At 70.1% G+C, this 20,070-nt stretch carries 15 protein-coding genes; 10 read left to right on the forward strand and 5 right to left on the reverse strand.

The window, feature by feature from the left end; translation table 11 throughout:
- Positions 1–68: 68 nt before the first annotated feature.
- On the reverse strand, positions 69–1,163 hold the full coding sequence (locus ACT3HL_RS07535; protein ID WP_445086209.1) for a tubulin/FtsZ family protein: 1,095 nt from the start codon (positions 1,161–1,163) through the stop codon (positions 69–71).
- A 77-nt stretch (positions 1,164–1,240) separates the two neighbouring features.
- Here ACT3HL_RS07535 and ACT3HL_RS07540 point away from each other — a divergent pair, with 77 nt between their 5' ends.
- The 8 genes from ACT3HL_RS07540 (at position 1,241) to ACT3HL_RS07575 (ending at position 11,377) form a co-directional block, all read left to right on the forward strand.
- Complete coding sequence (locus ACT3HL_RS07540) at positions 1,241–1,813, forward strand: DUF7310 family coiled-coil domain-containing protein (RefSeq protein ID WP_445086210.1); 573 nt, start codon at positions 1,241–1,243, stop codon at positions 1,811–1,813.
- Positions 1,810–2,289 (forward strand): DUF7311 family protein, encoded by a 480-nt coding sequence (locus ACT3HL_RS07545; RefSeq protein ID WP_445086211.1) that lies wholly within the window; start codon positions 1,810–1,812, stop codon positions 2,287–2,289. Before ACT3HL_RS07540 ends, ACT3HL_RS07545 begins: the two co-directional genes overlap by 4 nt.
- Before the next feature lie 49 nt (positions 2,290–2,338).
- The gene (locus ACT3HL_RS07550; protein ID WP_445086212.1) at positions 2,339–4,537 is read left to right on the forward strand and encodes an ATPase, T2SS/T4P/T4SS family; all 2,199 of its coding nucleotides are present in this window, start codon (positions 2,339–2,341) and stop codon (positions 4,535–4,537) included.
- The gene (locus tag ACT3HL_RS07555; protein WP_445086213.1) at positions 4,534–6,327 is read left to right on the forward strand and encodes a type II secretion system protein; all 1,794 of its coding nucleotides are present in this window, start codon (positions 4,534–4,536) and stop codon (positions 6,325–6,327) included. The genes ACT3HL_RS07550 and ACT3HL_RS07555 overlap by 4 nt, the downstream gene beginning before the upstream one ends.
- 80 nt (positions 6,328–6,407) lie before the next feature.
- Positions 6,408–6,887 carry a DUF7283 family protein gene (locus ACT3HL_RS07560; RefSeq protein ID WP_445086214.1) on the forward strand — a complete coding sequence of 160 codons (480 nt, stop codon included), beginning with the start codon at positions 6,408–6,410 and terminating at the stop codon, positions 6,885–6,887.
- Entirely contained in the window at positions 6,865–7,317 is a 453-nt protein-coding gene (locus tag ACT3HL_RS07565) for a DUF7285 family protein (RefSeq protein WP_445086215.1), read from the forward strand. The genes ACT3HL_RS07560 and ACT3HL_RS07565 overlap by 23 nt, the downstream gene beginning before the upstream one ends.
- Entirely contained in the window at positions 7,314–8,315 is a 1,002-nt protein-coding gene (locus tag ACT3HL_RS07570; RefSeq protein WP_445086496.1) for a DUF7284 family protein, read from the forward strand. The genes ACT3HL_RS07565 and ACT3HL_RS07570 overlap by 4 nt, the downstream gene beginning before the upstream one ends.
- Positions 8,315–11,377, forward strand: a complete 3,063-nt coding sequence (locus tag ACT3HL_RS07575; protein ID WP_445086216.1) for a DUF7286 family protein — start codon at positions 8,315–8,317, stop codon at positions 11,375–11,377. The genes ACT3HL_RS07570 and ACT3HL_RS07575 overlap by 1 nt, the downstream gene beginning before the upstream one ends.
- Before the next feature lie 64 nt (positions 11,378–11,441).
- Here ACT3HL_RS07575 and sufD read toward each other — a convergent pair whose 3' ends face one another.
- The 4 genes from sufD to ACT3HL_RS07595 form a co-directional block, all read right to left on the reverse strand.
- Positions 11,442–12,653 (reverse strand): Fe-S cluster assembly protein SufD, encoded by a 1,212-nt coding sequence (sufD, locus tag ACT3HL_RS07580; protein ID WP_445086217.1) that lies wholly within the window; start codon positions 12,651–12,653, stop codon positions 11,442–11,444.
- 1 nt (position 12,654) lies between these two features.
- A complete protein-coding gene (gene sufB, locus ACT3HL_RS07585) occupies positions 12,655–14,085 on the reverse strand; it encodes a Fe-S cluster assembly protein SufB (protein WP_445086218.1) in 1,431 nt (476 codons plus the stop codon).
- A 36-nt stretch (positions 14,086–14,121) separates the two neighbouring features.
- Positions 14,122–15,027, reverse strand: a complete 906-nt coding sequence (locus ACT3HL_RS07590) for an ATP-binding cassette domain-containing protein (protein ID WP_445086219.1) — start codon at positions 15,025–15,027, stop codon at positions 14,122–14,124.
- Between the two features lie 158 nt (positions 15,028–15,185).
- On the reverse strand, positions 15,186–19,205 hold the full coding sequence (locus tag ACT3HL_RS07595; RefSeq protein WP_445086220.1) for a DNA polymerase domain-containing protein: 4,020 nt from the start codon (positions 19,203–19,205) through the stop codon (positions 15,186–15,188).
- Positions 19,206–19,300: 95 nt separating this feature from the next.
- Here ACT3HL_RS07595 and ACT3HL_RS07600 point away from each other — a divergent pair, with 95 nt between their 5' ends.
- Together ACT3HL_RS07600 and ACT3HL_RS07605 are read left to right on the forward strand one after the other, a co-directional pair.
- Positions 19,301–19,489, forward strand: a complete 189-nt coding sequence (locus ACT3HL_RS07600; protein ID WP_445086221.1) for a DUF7331 family protein — start codon at positions 19,301–19,303, stop codon at positions 19,487–19,489.
- A 79-nt stretch (positions 19,490–19,568) separates the two neighbouring features.
- Positions 19,569–20,057, forward strand: coding sequence for a DUF7322 domain-containing protein (locus ACT3HL_RS07605; protein WP_445086222.1), 489 nt, complete (start codon positions 19,569–19,571; stop codon positions 20,055–20,057).
- Positions 20,058–20,070 lie beyond the last annotated feature (13 nt).

Raw genomic sequence — 20,070 nt, forward strand, 5'->3', positions numbered from 1 at the left:
TGCCTTCGCTGCCTTCGCTGCCTTCGCGACCTTCAGTTCGTCTCCCCGCCCGACTCCGCCCGCCGTCGCTACAACAGATCGTCGAGCTGATCGTTCGCCCACCTCTCAGCGGGGTCGCCTCCCTCGGGGGCGTCTCCCGCGGCTTCGTCCGCCTCCTGCGCCTCGCGGGCGCGCTCCATAAACGCCTCCAGCCGGTCGGAGCGCTCGACGCCGCCAAGGAGGACCAACACGGCGATCCGACCGCTCGACAGCGGGAAGTCGCCGCCGCGGACCTGCAGGCTGCCGGTCTCCTCTTCGACCCAGCGGCGCGCCCGCTCGACGCCCTTCCGCGGAATGGCGTCGGGCTCGCCGGCGACGATCAGGAGCGCGGCGTCCGCGTCGGTCGCGTTCGGGAGGCTCGACCCCGTGAGGAGCGCGCGCCGGGCGGTGCTCATCACCGTGTTGATGTTTCCCTCGGCGGCGGGAGCGGCGTCCGCCGCGGCGTAGCCGAGCGCGGCGATACCGCCGCCGCGGAGCGTGTTGATGATCTCCGAGGAGTCGACGACGCTCTCTGCGACGCCATCGGTGGCCTCTCCGGAGGCGAGCAGGAGCCCGACCCGTTGGGCGATCTCGCGGTTGATCGAGTCGAACCCCTCGGTGACGCTCTCGCCCGCCGTCCGGAAGGCGTCGTTGTCGACGAGGAGGAGGGAGTCGGCCTCCGGGGCGAGCGTCTTCAACGAGCGGCCGGCGTTGACCTGGTACATCGCGCCCTCGTTGCGCCCGGGGAGGACGCCGAGCCCGTAGACCGGGACGTCGTAGATGCGCTGGAGTTCCTTCGTGAGCACCGGCGCGCCGCCGCTGCCCGTGCCGCCGCCGAGCCCCGCGACGACGAAGATCGATTCGGTGCCGGCGGTCACGCGGCCGTCGAGCGCCGAGAGCACCTCGCGGCAGTCCGACTGCATCACCTCGGCGCCGAGTTCGTTGTCGCCGCCGACGCCCTGTCCCTTCACTCGGTCCTGCCCGACGAGCACGGTCTCGAAGGGGAGGCCGCGGAGGTCGGCCTGTGCGGTGTTCACCCCGACCGCGCCGCGGACGGCGCCGAACCCCATCCGCTCGTCGTACTCGACCAGTTCGCGGGTGAGTTTCCCGCCGGCCTGGCCGACGCCGATCAGGACGGTCTTCATACTCGTGTATCTTCGAGACGGGACTTCAACGTTGGTGCCCGCGGGTTTATAACGGAAGGCGGGGCCACGGACCCGTGATGAGACACGCCGAATCCCGCGGCCGTGATTCCCGTCTCGAACCTCACGCGAGACCGTCCGACGAGTTCGAGCCGGATTCGAGCGGGTCGAAAGTACCGGCAGACGGGGACCACCCGTCTGATGGCGACGACGCTGCCAACGCGTGCGATCCGCCCGCCGAGGACCGACTCGAGGCGCTCGATCGCCGACTGACGGCGCTCGAAGCCGACCTCGAATCGGTTCGGGGCCTGCTGGACGGCGTCGGTGCCGTCGACGAGGCCGTCGAGCGTCGGGCCTCGATCGCGCTCGCGAAGGTCGAGACGCTCGAACGCGCCGTCGACGCCGAGGACCGCGGGCTGGTCCGCGAGCGGCTTCCGGAAGCCCGCGACGCGACCGACGGGCACCCGACGGCCGCCGACTCGACCTACGGCTCGACCGCCGACTCGACCTACGGCTCGCCCCGAGGGTCGTCCGGTCCCGTCACCGAAGGGCGCCCCGAACCCGATCACGGAGAGTCGCCCCCGCTCGATGGCGGCGCGGAAGCCGGCCCCGGTGAGACGCTCGCGTCCCGCCTCCGCGACGCGTTCCGGTGATCCGCCTCGTCGTCGCCGCGGTGCTCACAGTCGCGACGCTCGCGGCGGCGCTCCCCGCAGTCGACGACGCGCGAACGGCCCGGGTCGACGCGGAGATCGAGCGTGCGATCGATCGACTGGAGCGGGCGGGAACGGCTCTCGCGGTGACCGAGGACGCGACGCCCACGCGCGAGCACGCCGCGGTCCGGCGCGTCGAGTTCTCTCTCGCTCGCCGGTCGGTGACCACCGCGCGCCCGGCGTTCGTCGCGGTCGGCGGGCGACCCGGGGGCCCGGGGAACCGCTCGATCGTGGCGTACGCGTCCGGGTCGTCGCCGACGCGGCTCCGCGAGCTCTCGCTGCCGGTCCCGTTGCGGACTCCCGACGGGCCGGTGGTGTTCCGCGAGAGCGGCAGGCACGCCGTCTCGTTCGCCCTCGTCGGCGAGGGCGACAGCCCGGCGATCGTCGTCTCTCGAGCGCGCACGGCGCCCGGGCGCTGACTGCGGTTGCGGCCGATCGTTTATATACGGTGACGCGGCCACCCGCCCTATGACACCGAGCATCCGTCGTCGGGTCACCGGCGTCGCTGCGGCGCTGGGGTTCGCCTTCCGCGGGGCTGGTGGGACCGGATCCGACCGCGAACGAGGCCTCCGAGCGAGCGGTAACGACCCACAGGGAGCCGACGCGAAGCGATCTGACGCGGGGACGGGGCGCGACGGCAGAGCCGCGATGGGGCGAGACCGCGCTGCCGACGAGAGCGCCGCGGACGGCTGCCAGTGTCGGCCCTCGTTCGAGCGACCGACCGGAACGGGAATCACGGACCGTCGGGAGCTCCGCGTCGACGCTGGCGACTGCCCGGGAGACGGCGACCTCGCGGCCAGCCCGGCCTGTCGAGCGACCGTGATCTCGGCGCTCGAATCGCGAGACGTCGACGTCGTCACGACGAGAAGCGACGGGCGCGAGCGGACCTATACGGACGCCTCAGTCGGGCTTCTGCTCGCCGCGGGGCGCTTCGCCGAGCGCGCTCGGTTTCACGACGAGTCGCTGGCCGACCGCGCGCGATACGACCCGCTCGCCGCCGCCCACAGCGCCTCGGGACGGGCGGGCGCGCTCTCGCGGATCGCCGCCGAATCGGGGCTCGCAGAGGGTGCAGCGCGCGTGAACACGCGCTCGGTGTCGGCGGACCCAGACGGTGGAAACGGCTACGACGAGGCGCTTCGCGCGTTCGTCGGGCCGACGCTCTCTCGGGCCCGGGTGTCGACGCGTCGACCGGTGAGCGCCGCTTGCCGCGAAACCAGAGCGCTTCCCACCGGCGCGACCGCTCGTATCTGTGAGACTGCCGACGGCCCGCTCTATCACCTCACACCCGTCGCGCACGACCTCGATGACGACGCGACGGCGACGCTGGCGGACGCCTACGACGTGCTCGCGAACGGGTCCGTCGGCGGCGGCACGCGCGCCGCGGGTCGGGCAGTCCGCCGCGTCGCCGACGACGGCGATCCGGCCGAGACGCTCTCTGCCGTCCTCGACCGACACACGCGCTGGCTCGGCGTCTTCGAGCACCTCTTCGCGGACGAGCGAGTGTCGGACGTCGTCGCCTCCGCGCCCGTGACCGACGCGCCCGTCCGCGTCGTCGTCGACGGCGAGCGCCTCCCGACGAATGTCCGGCTGACGCCCGACGGCGCGGCGTCGCTCGCATCGCGGTTCCGCCGCGAGAGCGGCCGCGCGTTCTCCCGCAGCTCGCCGACGCTCGACGCGTCGGTCGTCGGCGAGACCGGCCGGCGGATCCGGGTCGCCGGCGTGACGGCGCCGGCCAGCGAGGGCGTCGGGTTCGCCTTTCGTGCCCGGGGCGACGAGGCGTGGACGCTCGCCCGCCTCGTCGCCGTCGGATCGGTGACGCCCGCCGCGGCCGCGTTCCTCTCGCTGGCGACCGAGCGCGGCGCGGCCACCATCGTCGCCGGAACCCGCGGGGCCGGGAAGACGACGCTCCTCGGTGCGCTGCTCTGGGAGCTCCCGGCGGCGACCCGGCTCGTCACCATCGAGGACACGCCCGAACTCCCGACGGGAACACTCCGCGAGCGCGGCCGCGACGTGCAAGCGCTGCACACCGACGCGGGCTCGGTGGGGCGACCGACCGGCGGCGGGGGCGGGCCCGACGCCTCCCGCACCTCTAGCGCGTTCGCCCCGACCGACGCGCTCCGGTCCGCGCTCAGACTCGGCGACGGCGCGCTCGCGGTCGGCGAGGTGCGCGGCGAAGAGGCGGGGGCGCTCTACGAGGCGATGCGGGTCGGTGCGCACGGCCACGCCGTCCTCGGAACGATCCACGGGGACTCCGCGGCCGCGGTCCGCGAGCGCGTCGTCTCGGACCTCGGCGTCCCGCCCTCGTCGTTCGGGGCGACCGATCTGGTTGTCACCTGCGCTCGCGACGGCGACGCGCGGGGCGTCGCTGCCATCGAGGAGGTCAGATCGACCGGCGACGACACGTCGTTTCGCACGCTGTTCGCGCGAGAGGGGGGAACGCTCGCTCCGACCGGGACCGTCGACCGCGGCGACAGCGCCCTGTTCGAGCGCCTCTGTGACGGCGGCGAGTCGTACGGGGACCTGCTCGCGCTGCTCGAACGGCGCGCCGCTCGGTTCGATCGGCTCGCGGCCGCGGGATTGACCGCCCCTGCGGACCGCGACCGCTCTCGCGGCGCGGATGCCGACGCCTCGAGTGACGGTCGACGGTCGCACGGAGCGACCCGATGACTGCGGAACTCGCCCGCGGCCGACGCGGCGGATTTCGGCACCACACTCGGCGCTTGGCCCGCGCGCTCGCGTCGTGGTACCCCGACGCGGCGGGCGAGCCCGAACCGACGACGGAGCTGCACCGGTCGCTGGCGTTCCTCGAGAGCGACCTCCGCGGCGAGACCGTCGTTCGCGCCGGCTACGTGGCGGCGGTCCCCGTCTCCGTGTTCGCACTCTGTACGTTACTGCTCGCGGTTCCCGCCCTTCCCGCGGCGGCGACGGTTCCGGCGTCTGCGGGGATCGGCCTCGGTGCCACGCACGCGGTCCACCGCCTCCCGGTCGCGGCGGCGGCGCTCCGGCGCACCCGCGCGCTCGGGGACGCGCCCGGACTCGTCGCCCGGGCGGCGCTTCGCCTCCGTCTCGAAGCGACCCCGGAGCGCGCGGCGGTGTTCGCGGCGCGGACGGGCGAGGGGCCGCTCGCGCGCAGCCTCGCGGCCCACACCGAGCGCACGCTCGCGGGACCGGCCGCCGGATTCGACGCGTTCGCCGCCGAGTGGCGGCCGTGGTTCGCCGCGATCGAACGGGCGACGTCGCTTCTCTCGGCTGCCGTCGACGCGCCGCCGGACGAGCGCGACCGCGCGCTCGACCGCGCACTGGAAACCGTACTGGACGGGACCAGAACCGAGATGGCGGAGTTCGCCGGCGACGTCCGCGGGCCGGCGAGCGGGATCTACGCCTTCGGTGTGCTCCTCCCGCTCGCGCTCGTCGGCGTACTGCCGGCGGCCCGCGCCGGCGGCGTTTCCGTGCCGGCGACGGCGTTCGTCGCGCTCTACGACGTGCTCCTCCCGGTCGGGCTCGTCGCCGCCGGCGCTTGGCTGCTCCTCCAACGTCCCGTCGCGTTCGCGCCAGCGCGCGTGACGGCCGCACATCCCGACGTCCCGGCGGGACTCGCGCGCAGCGCGGCCGCGGGAGCCGGCGGTGTCGCGCTCGGATTCGCCGCCGGCTCGCTCGTCGCGTCGTGGGCCGGACCGATCGCAGCGGTTGGGATCGGAGTCGGTGCCGCGCTCACGGCCCACTTCCGACCAATGGCGGCCGTCCGGCGCGACGTCCGCGCGGTCGAGTCCGGGCTCGCGGACGCGACCGCGGTGATCGGGCGACGGGTCGGCGCTGGCGAGTCGGTCGAGACCGCGATCGAGTCGGCCGCCGCGGCGACGACCGGCCGGACCAGCGAGCTGTTCGACGACGCCGCGGGCGTCCAGCGCCGACTTCGCGTCGGCGTCCACCGCGCGTTTCTCGGAGACCACGGCGCGCTGGAGCACGTACCGAGCCCGCGCGCCCGTTCGACGGCCTCGCTCCTCGCGGTCGCCGCGAGAGAGGGCCGACCGGCGGGCCCCACGCTCGTCACGCTGGCGGACCACCTGACGGAGCTGCGGCGGGTCGAAGCCGAAGCCCGGCGCGAGCTCGCCTCGATCACCGGCACGCTCGGTCACACCGCGGCGCTGTTCGGTCCGCTCGTCGGCGGGGCGACCGTGGCGATGGCCGCCCAGATGGCCGCATCCGGCGCGACGGCGGCCGAGAGCGCCTCCCTCGCCGGCTCCGCTGCCCCCGGCGCGGCGACGCTCGCGCCGTCGACGCTCGGCACCGCCGTGGGCGTGTACGTGCTCTCGCTCGCGGCGATCCTGACAACGGTGGCGACGGGGCTGGACCGCGGGCTCGATCGGACCTTGATCGGCTACCGGGTCGGGGTCGCGCTGCTCTCTGCGACGGCGGCGTTTCTGGCGGCGTTTCTCGGGGCCTCGGCGCTGTTTTGAGCGTCCGCGCTGTCTTCGAGCTCCCCGTCGACGGCGACGCCCGCCGAGAGTTTATATACGAATCCGGGACCATCCGCCTTATGTTCGACCTGACGCTGGAGGCGTGGTACGGCTGGATCGGGCTGTCGCTGGCGGGCGTCGCGCTCGTCGGGGCGGTCAGCGGGCTTCCGACGGCGGCGCCGCCGGACGCGGGGGCGGCCGCGGCGACGGTCGACCGCGTCGCCGCCGCGGAGTACTCCGCAACGGCGGAGCACCCGATCGACGCCGAGGAGATCAGGCTGGGAACGCGCCGGATCGGGCTCCGTTCGCCGTCGGGAACCGCGCACGCGACGCTCTCGTTCGGCCCCGTGACGCCGGTCCCTGTCGGGGACTCGACGCTCCGCGACGTGCTCTATGGGACGCACCCGCACCGGGCGTTCGGGTCTCCCAAGGCGTTTCGACAGGCCGTCGTCGTCGCGCGGGCCGACGCGGCCGACGCGCGGTGGCGGACAGTGGACCGCACGCTGATTGTCAGACGAGTCACGTGGGAGGGCGTGAATGTCGTTCTCGTCGACGCGTGAGTCGGTCGACGGGAACGTGTCGGCGAACGACTCCGCGCGAGCGCAGACGACGCCGATCGTCGCGCTCGTCGCGCTCTTTGCGGTCTGTGCGGGCGTCTCGCTGTACGCCACGACGCTCGGGGGCGTAACGCCGTCGGAGAATGAGAACGCGCTCGCGGGGCCGACGCTCGACCGAGTGCACGACGCCGTGAGCGACGGCGGTGTCCTCTCCCCGGTGGCGTTGACGCGGGCGAGGGAGGTCGCTCCCGACGGCTACCGAGTCGCCGTGGCTGTGACCACGTCCGGGCGCCGCTGGACGAACGGCCGACAGCCGCCGTCCGAGATGGCCGCGAAGAGCATCGCCGTCGACAGCGCCCAGCGCCCGGTGAGCGTCGCGATGGGCGACGGCGACGTCGTCTGGGGGCGGCTCCGCGTGTGGGTGTGGCGATGAACGCCGCGGTCGACGCGGCGGTGTGTCTGTTACTCGTCTCCGCGGCCGTGGTCGGACTCGTCTCCGTCGAACAGTCGCCGCCCGCGACGCCCGGTCGCGCCGACGCCGTCGCGAACGCGCTCGCGACGACGAACGCGCAGGTTGACTACTCGCTGGCGCCCGGCGTCCGCGAACTTGCGGCGACGAACGGCTCGGACGCGTCCGACAGGACCGCCCGCGCGCCTGACTGGGACGCGCTCGCGGCGGATCGCGCCGGCGTCGAAGACGCGCTCGGCTCGCCCGAGCTCGACCGGACGGCTCACGGCAGCCTCGCCGGACTGCTCGCCCGCGCGGCGACGGCGACCAGCGGCCTCGACGAGCGCCGGCGGATCGGGACCCCGGGTACCGGCGCACCGGCGGCCGCTGCTGCTGTCGACGCGGACCCCGCGAGTACGCCGCTCACGCGAACCCGTGAGGACTTCCGCCGCGGCGTACGCGACGCGGTCCGGGCGCGGACCGGTAGACACGTCCGCGTCGATGCGGTCTGGCGACCGTACCCCGACGCGCCGGTCGGCGGTGCCGTCGGCGTCGGTCCTCATCCGCCGGGTGACGGAGTCCACGCCGCGACGCTCGCGGTCCCGACCGGCGCCGAGCCGATCCCGCCGGCCGCCGGATCGTCGTTCGAGACGCTCGGCGCGGCGGTCGCCGAGCGAACCGTTTCGATTCTCGTCCCCGCGGGCCCAGCGCGCGTCACGCTCCGCGGCAACGATCCCTCGGCCGCGCTGGTACGCCACCGGTACGCGCGGCTCGCGTCGGCGACGAACGCGTCGCTCGCGGAACCGCTCGCGACCGAGGACACCGACGCGGCGAACGCCCGGGTGGCGGCCGCTCTCGCGCCGGCGATGGCCGCCGATCTCCGCGACCGATACGACGCCCCCGCGGAGGCCGCCGAGGCGGTGTCGGTCTCGTCGGTTCGGATCGTCGTTCGCACGTGGAGTCCGTCGGCGGGGGACCGCTGATGCGGCTCGCAGACGACGACCGCGCGAGGGTCCCCTTCGCCCTCGTCGGCGTGTTGCTGCTCGTCGGCAGCTCGACGTTCGCGGCGTCGCTCGCGACGCCCGGCCCCGCCCCGGTCGACCGTGCCGCCGACGTCGCCGCAGACCGCGCGGACGCGGCGGCGACGGCCGCGCTCCGCAAAGCGGTCCGCGATGCCGCGCGAGCGGCGGCGCGGGACCCGGTCACCGTCGCCGCCGACACCGACGCCGGCCGGGCGCTCGCCGGGGGCGACACCTTCCGGCGGTACCTCAGGCTCCGGATCTTCCTCGCCGCGAGAGACGCGATGGACCCCGTCGGACACCGCCGCGGTGCGAGCGTCGCGCGGGCCTCGTTCGGCGACTCGGTCGAGACCGTCCCCGAGGCGCTCCGCCGCGTCTCGATTTCGAGCGTCGACGGCGGGACGGAGATCGCCGTGACGATCCACGACCTCGAACTGACCGTCGAGGAGGAGGGGCGCGTCCTCGACGCGCGGCGCGTGGACCGAACGGTCACCGTCGGGGTGCCCGTGCTGGCGCTGCACGACCGAACCAAGGCGTTCGAGGACCGCCTCGACGCCGACCCGATCGAGGCCCCGGGGCTCGCCCGACGCACGACGGTCGGTGTGACCGCGATGGCGCAGGCGCGCGGCCTCGGTCAGTACGGCGGCCTGCCGATCTCGAACGTCGTCGCGAACCGACACGTCGCGCTCTCGACGAACGCGGGACTGCTCGACGCCCAGCGGGCCGCGTTCGGCCGGAGCGATCCCGACGCGGCGGCGGGCGTTCGCGCGGCGACGCTCCGGACCGGAGTGACGGACGTGCTCTCTCCCCGAACGGACGGGAAGGTCGTCGCCGCGGCGACGGGGCAACTTCCGGGGCCGAACGACGCCGAGCGGTCGAGTGATGGGGGCGGTCAGGGGTCGCTCCCGGCGACGCGGACGGTCTCGGTGGGTATCAACGGGACGGCGGACGAGGCGTTTCTGTCGCTCCTCCGGGGCGAACGCGGGTCTGAAAGTCTCGAGACGATTCGACGCGAGGGGTACCGGGCGACCGTCTCTGTCGCAGCCAGCGCCCGACAGATCCGGTCCGAGCGCCGTCCGCGGCCGCGCGCCCCCGGTGAGAACTGGACGCTCGCCTACTCGCACACGTCGACAGACGTCTCCGTCGCCGGCGGCGGGAGTACGCAGTCCGTCTCGCATATTGGGACCGGCGAACGGCGGCTCTACGCCGCCACGCGCCGCGTCACCGAGCGTCACCGGACCGATCGCACGTGGGTCAAACTGAACGAGACGCCGCGGACCACCACCGCCACGTGGCGGGACGTCCACCGCGTTCGCGTGACGTCCGTCGGCCGCCTCCGCGGCGGCCCCGAACCGTCTCGATCCGTCCGGCCGCTGTTCGAGTCCGGCGGGGCGCTCGGCGGGCCGAATCTCAGAGGGGGTCGCGCGGCGAGCCGCGACCTCGTTTCGGACCTCGGCGGCCCCGACGCCATCGCCCGAGCGGCCGTGGCCGGCGGCCGGACGAGCGCGTCGCGAACGATCGTCGGCGATCGACCGGCTGAGTTGGAGCCGTGGGTGTACGAGGACGTCGCACGGCTCCGCGACCGCGTTCGCGGGTTCTCCGTCGACGTCGAGGCGAGCGACGCCGCGACCGGTCGCGCGAACGGCGCGGCCCGACTCGCCGCGCTCGTTCGCGACCGCCGTGCGGCACTGCTCGACGCGCCGCGCGAGTACGACGGCGTCGCCGACCGGACGCGCGTCGCGGCCCGCGCGGCGTACCTCGAGCTGCTGCTCGCGGAACTGGACGACAGAGCCGGCCAGTCTGGGGAGCGGAACGCCGGTATCGAGCGGGCGCTCGCGGCGAGCGGAATTACCGCCTCCCGCGCGAACGAACTCGCCAAACTCACGCCCGAGCCGCCGTCACCGCGAACGACGGTCGGCAGCGAGTCGGGACCTCGCGGGGAGACGACGCTCGTCCCCGACGGCGACCCCGCGTATCTCGCGCCCGACCCGGTCGAGGGAACGCTCGTCGACGGCGTCGCGGACGACGAGCAGTACGTCGGTCTCGCCGTCAGGAACGTGAACGTCTTCAGCGTCCCCTACGGCGACGCCGCCGACCTCGTCACGCGGACGCTCTTCGACGACCCCGGACGGGTGTCGTTGCACGCTGCCGGACAGGCGCTCGTCGCCGCCGATCGGACGCTCGAATCCCATCCGGACCCCGAGCTCCGGAGCCGGCGGGACACGCTCCGGGCGAAGGTCGGGGGATCGATGACTGCCGTTCGGCGGGTCGCGATACGGACCTTGGCTCGAGAGACCTCACTCGGCGCCGCAGAGCGCGGGGCGGTCGTCGATCGCGCGTTCGATCGCTGGGACGGTCCGGGCGAGCGAGCCGTCGCCGCCACGGACGGCTCGCTGGCTCGCGAAATTGCGTCGGTCGCGGTCGCATCGGACGGCGGTGCGGGCGACGCGTCCGACGGCGTCGCCGCGGACCGCCTCCGGACGGCGCTTCGCGTCGACCTCCACCGGGTGGCGACGTCGGACCGCGTCCGCGTCCCCGAATCCGCCGTCGACGACGCCGTCTCCTCGACCAGGGCGTTCGCCGAGGAGAGAGCGGCCGACCTCGCAGAGCGCGGGGCCGAGCGCGCGATCTCGCGGGCGACGAACGACACGGTCGGCGGCATCCCGGCGGGTCTTCCGATCTCGCCGACGCTCAGCCCGTGGGTCGCCACGGCGAACCTGTGGATCGTTGAGTCGCGCGGGGCCTACGGCCGCTTCGCCGTCTCGACGGAGTCCGGTCCGACGACGTACGTCCGCGACGGATCGACCGTCGCGCTCGATGTCGACGGCGACGGCGACGCGGAACCGCTGGGGCGGAGCGAGCGCGTGGACTTCCGTGTTCGGACGATGGCCCTCGCGGTCGTTCCCTCGGGCAAACTCGGCGTCGGCGACAGGGACGGGAACGCCGACGAGCGATCGGTCGCGTGGAGCGATCCCGCGCCCGGTCCCCGCTGTGTCACGCCGACGGGGCGGTGCCCGCGAGAGTGACGAACGGGAACACAGAGCGAAGCGAAAACGGCGAAAAAGGGGCAGCGAAACAGTCGGCTCGCCGTTACCGAAGCCGCGCGGCGATCAGGGCCTCGAGGTCCTCACGGAACTCCTCGACCTCGATCTCGTCGAGGACGGGCACGAAGAAACCCTCGACGAGCATGTTCCGCGCTTTCTCCGGCTGGATCGCCCGCGACACCATGTAGAACAGGTCCTCCTGATCGACCTGCCCGACGGTCGCCGAGTGCGAGGCCTCGGTGTCGTGGTTGTGGATGATCAGCTTCGGCGACGCGTCCGCCTCGCTGTCGTCCGAGAGCATCAGCGTGTTCTCGCGCTGGTAGGAACTCGTGTTCCACGCGTCGCGGCCGACGTCTTGAACGCCCTCGTACACCGAGCGCGCCTCCTCGTCGAGGACGCCCCGGGTGACCAGATCCGCCGTCGTGTTCTCGGCTTGGTGCCACACGCGGGCGTTGACGTCGAAGTGCTGGTCGCCGTGTCCGAAGAACGCGCCGACGATCTTCGTCTCCGCGGAGTCGCCGTTGAGCTCGGACTCGACGTCGCTTCGGGTCAGCCGCGATCCGAGGTTGCCCTCGATCCAGTTGACCGTCGCGTACGTCCCGACGTCGGCGCGCTTGAGCGAGTAACTGTAGGTGTCCTCCGCGAGGTTCTGCAGCGAGCCGTACTGGACGTAGGAGTTCTCGCCCGCGTCGATCTCGACGAGGTTCGAGAAGTACCGCGCGTCGTCGGTCTCGACGCCGGACTCGATGCTCTCGAGGATCGTGACCGACGAGGACTGCTCTGTGATCACGAGCGTGTGACTGAACAGCGAGCGGGAGTTCATCTCCGCGCGGATCGTCACGTCCTCGGCGTCGACGCCCTCGGGGACGTAGACGACCGTTCCGGTCGTGAAGAGCGCCGCCGACAGCGCCGTCAGGTAGTTCTCTTCGGGGTCGATCGTCGAGCCGAACGCCGACTCGACGCGGTCGGGGTGGGCCTCGATCGCTTCCGTGAACGTGAGCACGTCGACGCCCTCGTCGCTTACGCGCGTCGTCTCGTCGGCCTGATCGAGCGGATCGACCAGCGACTCGAAGTCGAGCGCGTCGAGGTTCGTCCATCGGCGACCGGGCGTCTGGATGACGTCCGGCAACTCGAGGGTCTCGAGCGCCTCGAGCGCCTCGAGACGGGTTTCGAGGAGCCACTCGGGCTCGGAGCGCCGCTCGGAAATCTCGCGAACGGTCTCCTCTGTGAGGTTCGCTGGGAGTTGTACGGCGCTCATGCTATCCGAGGCTCCCCTCCATTTCGAGTTCGACGAGGCGGTTGAGTTCGACGGCGTACTCGATCGGTAGCTCCTCGGTGATCGGCTCGATGAAGCCCGAGACGATCATCTGCTTGGCGTCGTCGTCGTCGAGACCGCGCGACTGGAGGTAGAAGACGTCCTCGTCGCCGATCTTTCCGACCGTCGCCTCGTGGGCGACGTCGACCTTCGACTCGTTGATCTCCATGTACGGCATCGTGTCCGACGTCGACTCGTTGTCGAACATCAGCGCGTCGCACTCGACGGAGGTCGAGGAGTCGGTCGCGCCGTCGGCGATGTGGACGAGCCCGCGGTAGTTCGTCCGGCCGCCGTCCTTCGAGATCGACTTCGACTCGATCGTCGACTTCGTCTCGGGGGCGTTGTGATAGACCTTCGCACCGGTGTCGATGTTCTGGCCCTCGCCCGCGAAGGCGATGGTGATGTGGTTGTCCGAGGCGCCGCGACCCTTCAGCACCGTCGACGGGTACAGCATCGTCGCCTTCGAGCCCATCGATCCGGAGATCCACTCCATCCGGCCGCCGGCCTCGACGAGCGCGCGCTTCGTGTTGAGGTTGTAGGTGTTCTTCGACCAGTTCTGGACCGTCGAGTACTGGACGTGGGCGTCCTCGCCGACGAACACCTCGACGCCGCCGGAGTGGAGGTTGAACGCGGAGTACTTCGGGGCCGAACAGCCCTCGATGTAGTGGACCTCCGCACCGTCCTCGGCGACGATGAGCGTGTGCTCGAACTGGCCCATCCCCTCGGAGTTCATCCGGAAGTACGCCTGCACCGGCATCTCGACGGTGACGCCCTCGGGGACGTAGACGAACGAGCCGCCGGACCAGACCGCGCCGTGGAGCGCGGCGAACTTGTTGTCGCTCGGGGGGACGCACTTCGTCATGAAGTGCTCGCGGACGATGTCGGGGTGCTCCTGCACCGCCTTGTCCATGTTCATGAAGATGACGCCCTTCTCCTCCCAGCGCTCCTGCATGTTCTGGTAGACGACCTCGGACTCGTACTGCGCGCCGACGCCCGAGAGCGCGTTCTTCTCCGCCTCGGGGATGCCGAGCTTGTCGAAGGTGTCTTTGATCTCGTCGGGGAGTTCGGTCCAGTCGTCGACGCCCGCGCGGACGTCGACGTCCGGGCGGATGTAGGGAACGATCTCGGCGATGTCGACCTCCGAGAGGTCCGGCTGGCCGGGCCAGTCGGTCGGCATCGGCATCTCTTGGAACTGTTCTAAGGCGCGGAGCCGTCGGTTCAGCATCCACTCGGGCTCGCCTTTGTCCTCGGAGATAACGCGGACCGTCTCTTCGGTCAGGCCCTTCTCGGTCTGGAACGCCGAGGACTCCTCTTTCTTGAAGTCGAAGCGGGCCTCGGTGTCCGTGTCTTTGAGGTGGTCTTGTTCGGAACTCATGGGTGTAGTTGTGTGTTCACTGTGTATCTGTCCGTGTTATGCGGCCTCGTAGACTTCCTCGCGGATCCAGTCGTATCCCTCGTCCTCGAGGTCCTCCGCGAGCGACGCGTCGCCGCTCTTGACGACCTTGCCGTCGAGCATCACGTGGACGTGGTCGGGCTCGACGTACTCGAGGATCCGCTGGTAGTGCGTGATCTGGAGGATGCCCGTGCCCTGCTCGTCGCGGAGGGCGTTGATTCCCTTCGAGACGTCCTGCAGGCGGTCGATGTCGAGGCCCGAGTCGATCTCGTCGAGGACGGCCACCGACGGTTCGAGGATGGCCGCCTGCAGCACCTCGTTCTGTTTCTTCTCGCCGCCGGAGAAGCCCGCGTTGAGGTACCGCTGCATGAACTTCTCGTCCATGTCCAGCAGCTCCATCTTCTCTTTGAGGAGCTTCTGGAACTCGGCGACGCCGATCTCGCCGTCGTCTGCGGGGCCCTCCATCGGGGAGGTCTCATAGCCCGCGTCCGCCTCGTCGTCCTCGTCGTCGGCGTCGCCGTCCTCGAAGAGCTCCGCGCGCTCTTCGAGCTTGGCGTTCAGCGCCGTTCGGAGGAAGTTCGTCATCGTGACGCCTTCGATTTCCGCGGGGTACTGGAAGCCGAGGAAGATACCGAGCGCCGCGCGCTCGTTCGGCTCGAGATCGAGAAGGTTCCAGGTCCGCTTGTCGTCGGAGACGTCGTCGAGCTCCTCGTCGTCGAGATGGAGGAGTACCTCGCCGTCGGTGACCTCGTAGGCGGGGTGGCCGGCGATCACCTTCGCGGTGGTCGACTTCCCGGAGCCGTTCGGTCCCATCATAGCGTGGATTTCGCCTGATTTGACCTCCAAGTCGACGCCGCGAAGGATCTGTTCGCCGCCTTCCTCCGCTACGCGAGCGTGGAGATTGTTGATTTCGAGTGTAGCCATCGTTGTTTCGTTGCCTCGTATCTCAATGGAGGTCCGTGGCACCCATAATGGTTACGCATTTACCAGTAGACGCTTTTCCGTCAGGAAAATATATTTTCGTTTTTGCGAAAGAACGGCTGCGTGACGCGTGACGCTCGGACAGCGCCGATCGCTGCGAGCTATATAAAGTTACCGAGGCCGGTCTGCTCTTGTCCCGTCTTCACCTCTTCCCACGACATCCCGAGCGCCTCGATGATCCGGTCGATCGGCCCCTTCAGGGTCTTTTCGAGCATCTTGTCCCAGTCGACCTCGAACGCCTCCGGGAGCTGGTCGTCGTACTCGACGCAGATGACGTCGGGATCGCGCTTGAACTCCCCATAGAGGGCGTCGCGCTGGGGGTCGAACCCCTCTTCGGCCTCCATCCGCCGGAACCACGAGGGGTGGACTTTCCGGAGATAGAGCCGCTTCGGCTTCGAGCCGCGCCCGAAGTTCGTCCCGAGGAACTCGTTCGCGTACTTCGCGCCGCGGACCTGTGCGGTGGCGGTGTCGTAGGCGTCGAGTCGCTTGCCGATCCCGCCCGGGATCCCGATCTCCTCGACGGGTATCTCGCCGGTCTCGAAGTCCTCGATGATGCCGTGGAGGTAGTCGGCGATCTCCTCGGTCTCCTCGCCGTAGACGATCATCTCGATGACGCGCTTTTGGACCTCCTTCGTGATCGGCGCGATGTCAGAGCGCTTGTACTCGAAGCCCGTGATGTCGATGTCGTCGACGTCTTTCCCCTCTTTCCAGATTATGTGGCCGGCGTAGCGCTTCTTCTTGCCGGCTTGGAAGAACCGCCGGTAGAGCTTCTCGAACTCGATCTGGAAGCGGTGGTTCGCGGCGTCGAGCTCCCGCAGTGCGAACTCGTCGTAGGAGGCGTTGATGTGATCCTCCAACTCGAAGGACTGCTCGATCGCCTCCTCCTTGGAGATATCGCCGCCGAGTTCCAACATCACGGAGTCTGTGTCTCCGTAGATGACACGTTTGCCGAGTTCGTTCGCCGCCTCGGCGGTGTGTTCGATAACGTCTCTCCCGGTTGCAGTGACGGCAGCGCCCATCTCTTTGTCGTATAACCGGAACCGATCCCAGCCCAAGACGCCGTACAACGACTGTCCGACGAACTGGAACTTTCCGTTTCGCCCCGCCATCAGAGTGTGATTGTCCGCGACCGTCACGCAGTAGACGCCGTCGTCGGCAGTGCTGGTCCTACCGCTCCGGTGCATCCTGAAGGAATTCTTCGCGCCCTCGGTGCAGTAGATCCGCCACGACCCGCTATCACGGTTGTAGCTCGCGGTCTGCCCTAGGTGCGCGCAGAGGCGCAGGACGTCGTCCCGAAGGCGGTCAGAAGAGGTGGTGTACCGCCAAGAGTTCACCTGTCGGTCGCCGTCGCCCGCGACGAGGGCGTTCAGGAAGTTTCGCTTCTGTTCCTCGGCGGCGTCGAAGACGAAGTCGGGGATCCGTTTCTCGAAGCTGCTCTCGCCGCAGAGCCGTTCGAGGAGGTCGCCCAAGAGCTTCGACGTGAACTGGTAGGAGCGGTCGTCGACGTAATAATCGAAGTCCAGACGGTCGAGCAGCGATCCGATGCGGCCGTGGCTGTCTGTTCGGCCGCTCGTTGCTCCGCCGTCTGCGACCGCCTCGTCTCTCCCTTCATCGTCAGCGACCGCGTTCTGCGCGATCTGGACGGTCGTCGCGGAGCCGCGGAACTGTTCGCCGAACTGCTTGTCTTCGGACGTGTGAACGTTTCCTTCGGTGACGTACCACGCGAGGAATTCCAAGAAGTCGTCGCCGTCGTACGTTCGCGGGATCCACTTTCGCCCCGACTCGCGGTGGAGGTAGCTCGTTTCGCAGACCGATTCGATGTACTCGCGGTGCTCCTCGAACTCCTCGGCGGTGAATACGTACCCCATCTGGCCGAGATCTGCCTTCGGAACGCGCCGGGGCGTCCAGCCGAGTTCCGCCGTGAACGTGTGTCCGTGGACCGAGGGGCGCACCCACACTTCGTACTCGCCGTCGATCAGTTCCGTGAGGTCGACCTCGTCGATCCGTTCCCCGCCCTCGACAGACCAGTCGTGCGGGAGCTCGTAGTGGGAGTACTCGTCGAGATTCCCGGCCTCGACGAAGCGGTAGTCGTCCCACGCTGCCCCGTTTTTCGAGTTCTTCCGGACCAGCATTCGGTGATTCGGCGTCACGCGGAAGTCGGTTTTGCTGGTCTGAACGTCGATCAGGTCGCCCCGGTATTCGGGGTACTTATGCGTCTCCTCGACCGGCTTCACATCCATCCGCATCGTCTCCGGGTCTAGCGAGTAGACCTCGTCGCCGACTTCGAGGTCACGGATGTTGCGGACGCCGTCCGGCGTGAGCACGTCCGTGTCCGGCGTGAAGCAGTTCATAATAACCTTGACAGCTCCCTGCTGTCGGTCGTACTGCTCGTACACCGGCGTTCCCGGATCGTTCTCGTTCCGCAGCGACTTCTTCTCCTCGCGCTCGGTCAGCAGGTCGTCGATCATCTCGCGGATGATCCCGCTGGGTTCGCGCCGGAAGTGTGTCCCGTTGGGAGCGCGGAACGTCTCGCCACCGTAGTCGTCGGGGTCGACCTTCGTCTCCGGCGACGCGTTGATCGTCACCATGCACATCGGGTAGAGGGACTTCAGGTCTAGGACCGTGACGTTCTCCTTCACGCCGGTGATCGGGTCGAAGACCGCGCCGCCCTCGTAGTCCTCGGCGTCGGCCCGGCCCTTCGAGGGGAGCGCGAAGCGCCCGTGAGCCTCGTGGAGGATGTAGAGGTCGACGGTGTCGCCCGGCGTCGGCGCGTCCTCGATCTTACAGCCGACGAACGTCCGCACCTCGTCCCAGAAGGCGATGACGTCCTGTTTGCGGTCGATCTCGATACAGAGCTCGACGTCGCGGACGTTGTACTCCAGCAGGCGCTCGGGATCCTGCTCCCAGAGGTCGCCGATGTCGCCCGCGTAGCGCTCCTTTCCGACGTCTAATTCGAGTTCGCCGACGGCGTCGAGGCGGTAGGACTCCAGTTCGGAGAACTGCGTCCGCTTGTAGGCGTACAGCAGGTCGAAGACGACGCGGCCCTTCACGTTGGGACCGCCCCAGCCGCTGCGCCACACCTCGCCGATCCGAGAGAACCGCCCCGGGTCGAGGTCGTGCTCCGAGGTCGGATCGAGCACCTCCATCCGGTCGAGGAGGTACGGCATGTCGAAGTCCTCGAAGTTCCAGCCGGTCAAAAGATCCGCGTCGGTCTCCTCGATGTACGACACAAAGGCGTCTAGCATCTCGTCTTCGCGCGCGAAGGTGCGGACGTCGACCTCGGTGTCCTCCCGGAGCGTCTCGTAGTCCGCGAGGTTGTCCGGGGACTCGACGCCCTCGCCGGCGGCCGGGGCGTCGTAGAGCCACGCGACGTACTCGTCGCGGCGCGAGTCGTGACTCGTGAGGCAGACGATCGGCTCTTCTCCCTCCTCGGGGAAGCCCGAGCGGTCGTCGACCTCGATGTCGAAGGTGTTCACCCGGAGGTCGGCGTCGACGTCGACGGGTTCGATCTCGTCGTGGGGGATCTGGATCGGGGCGGGTCCGTCACCGTCGCCTCCCGCATTCCCCTCCCCGCCGTCGAGGCGGCGAGCGGGGACTCGAATACCGCTTTTGATGTCTTTGTCGATGAGCAGGCGGTTCGGAAAGAGGATGTCCGCCTCGTAGTGATCGAACTCGTCGCGGATCTGTCCGACGTCCCGCGGCGTCCGCGTGCAGATCTTCGTCAGCGGATCGCCGCGGATGCTCTGATACCCCTCCTCGGTGCGGGTGATGACGTCTCTGTCGAGTACGTCGTCGTCGAGCGTCTCCGTGGGGGCGTAGAAGTACGGCTCGAATCCGAGCACGCGGACGTGCTCGGGGCGCCCGTCGGCGGTTCGGCCGAAGACATGCAGGACGGGGTACTCCCGGCGACCGCTCCCCTCGATGGAGTAGTTCACCTGCGTCACCATCAGTTCGACCGTGCCGTCGGCGTCGGGGAACCGAACGTCCTCGGCGTCGACGACCTCCGAGACGTGCTGGCTGCCGTTTCCGGCGACCGCGACCGCCTCCGCGTCGGGCCGGGCGTCGTCGGTGGCGTCCGGACCACCGCCTCCCCAGTCGTCCGTGAGCCCTGCCTGTTTCATAGACACGCGTTCGTCGGTCCCGAGTAAAAGCTTCGGCATTGGTACCGGAACCGGACGCAAGACCTATAGTGTGGTACTTCATACCACAGGGTACGATGGTCGACCGTGCAGACTCCGAGCGGACGAATCGGTCGTCAGCCGCGCCGGCGCGGCTGGGCGAAGCGAACGGACTCGGCGACGTCGAGTCCTACGAGGTCGACGACGGAATCGTGTTCTACGACCCGCAGAATCCGCTCGCGTGGGTGGAAGCGTCGCGGCCGGTGACGCTCACAGAGCACTGCTGACGGCTCGCGATACCGTTTATCCGCGGACCGTGCATCGCGGAACGAACCCCTTTTGCGAACGCCGCCCGTCGACGCGAGCGTGCCGAGGGACGCAGCGGAGTGGCCGGACGAGCCCGACGAACCGGATCCCGAGCAGCGCTGGGGCGACCCCGAAGACGACCTCGTCTCGGTTCCCTCAGTCGACATCCCCGGGGAGGAGGGCGACGAGGAAAGCGCGGGCATCGAGGTCGACGGCGACCTCGCGAAGTTCTTCTGGGCGGCCGTGATCTACGCCAACGTCGCGCTCGCGGGGATCAGCATCGGCCTGTTGCTCGTCGCCTTCCGCGACCAGTGGGTCTGGGGCGGCGGAGCCGTCGCCGTCGGTCTCTTCGCGCTCTACCGGACGTACGACCTCTATCGGACGTACCGCGAGGATATCTCAGGGGACGAACCGGGCGAGGCCGGCGGCGGAACGGGCGAGGCCGGCGACGGAACGGGCGAGGCCGGCGACGGAACGGACGAGACCGGCGACGAACCGGGCAGGTCGTTCGACGAGGGGAACGACGCGGGCGAGCGCTCGTCGCCGTAGCGGCCGGGGCAGC

It is taken from the genome of Halobellus sp. GM3, assembly GCF_052545375.1.

Coding starts and splice junctions, on each gene's coding strand:
- ACT3HL_RS07555 (WP_445086213.1), top strand. CDS start 4,534: ATGACTGCGGAACTCGCCCGCGGCCGACGCGGCGGATTTCGGCACCAC.
- ACT3HL_RS07540 (WP_445086210.1), top strand. CDS start 1,241: ATGAGACACGCCGAATCCCGCGGCCGTGATTCCCGTCTCGAACCTCAC.
- ACT3HL_RS07535 (WP_445086209.1), bottom strand. CDS start 1,163: ATGAAGACCGTCCTGATCGGCGTCGGCCAGGCCGGCGGGAAACTCACC.
- ACT3HL_RS07590 (WP_445086219.1), bottom strand. CDS start 15,027: ATGGCTACACTCGAAATCAACAATCTCCACGCTCGCGTAGCGGAGGAA.
- ACT3HL_RS07595 (WP_445086220.1), bottom strand. CDS start 19,205: ATGAAACAGGCAGGGCTCACGGACGACTGGGGAGGCGGTGGTCCGGAC.
- ACT3HL_RS07560 (WP_445086214.1), top strand. CDS start 6,408: ATGTTCGACCTGACGCTGGAGGCGTGGTACGGCTGGATCGGGCTGTCG.
- sufD (WP_445086217.1), bottom strand. CDS start 12,653: ATGAGCGCCGTACAACTCCCAGCGAACCTCACAGAGGAGACCGTTCGC.
- ACT3HL_RS07550 (WP_445086212.1), top strand. CDS start 2,339: ATGACACCGAGCATCCGTCGTCGGGTCACCGGCGTCGCTGCGGCGCTG.
- ACT3HL_RS07575 (WP_445086216.1), top strand. CDS start 8,315: ATGCGGCTCGCAGACGACGACCGCGCGAGGGTCCCCTTCGCCCTCGTC.
- ACT3HL_RS07570 (WP_445086496.1), top strand. CDS start 7,314: ATGAACGCCGCGGTCGACGCGGCGGTGTGTCTGTTACTCGTCTCCGCG.
- ACT3HL_RS07565 (WP_445086215.1), top strand. CDS start 6,865: ATGTCGTTCTCGTCGACGCGTGAGTCGGTCGACGGGAACGTGTCGGCG.
- ACT3HL_RS07600 (WP_445086221.1), top strand. CDS start 19,301: ATGGTCGACCGTGCAGACTCCGAGCGGACGAATCGGTCGTCAGCCGCG.
- sufB (WP_445086218.1), bottom strand. CDS start 14,085: ATGAGTTCCGAACAAGACCACCTCAAAGACACGGACACCGAGGCCCGC.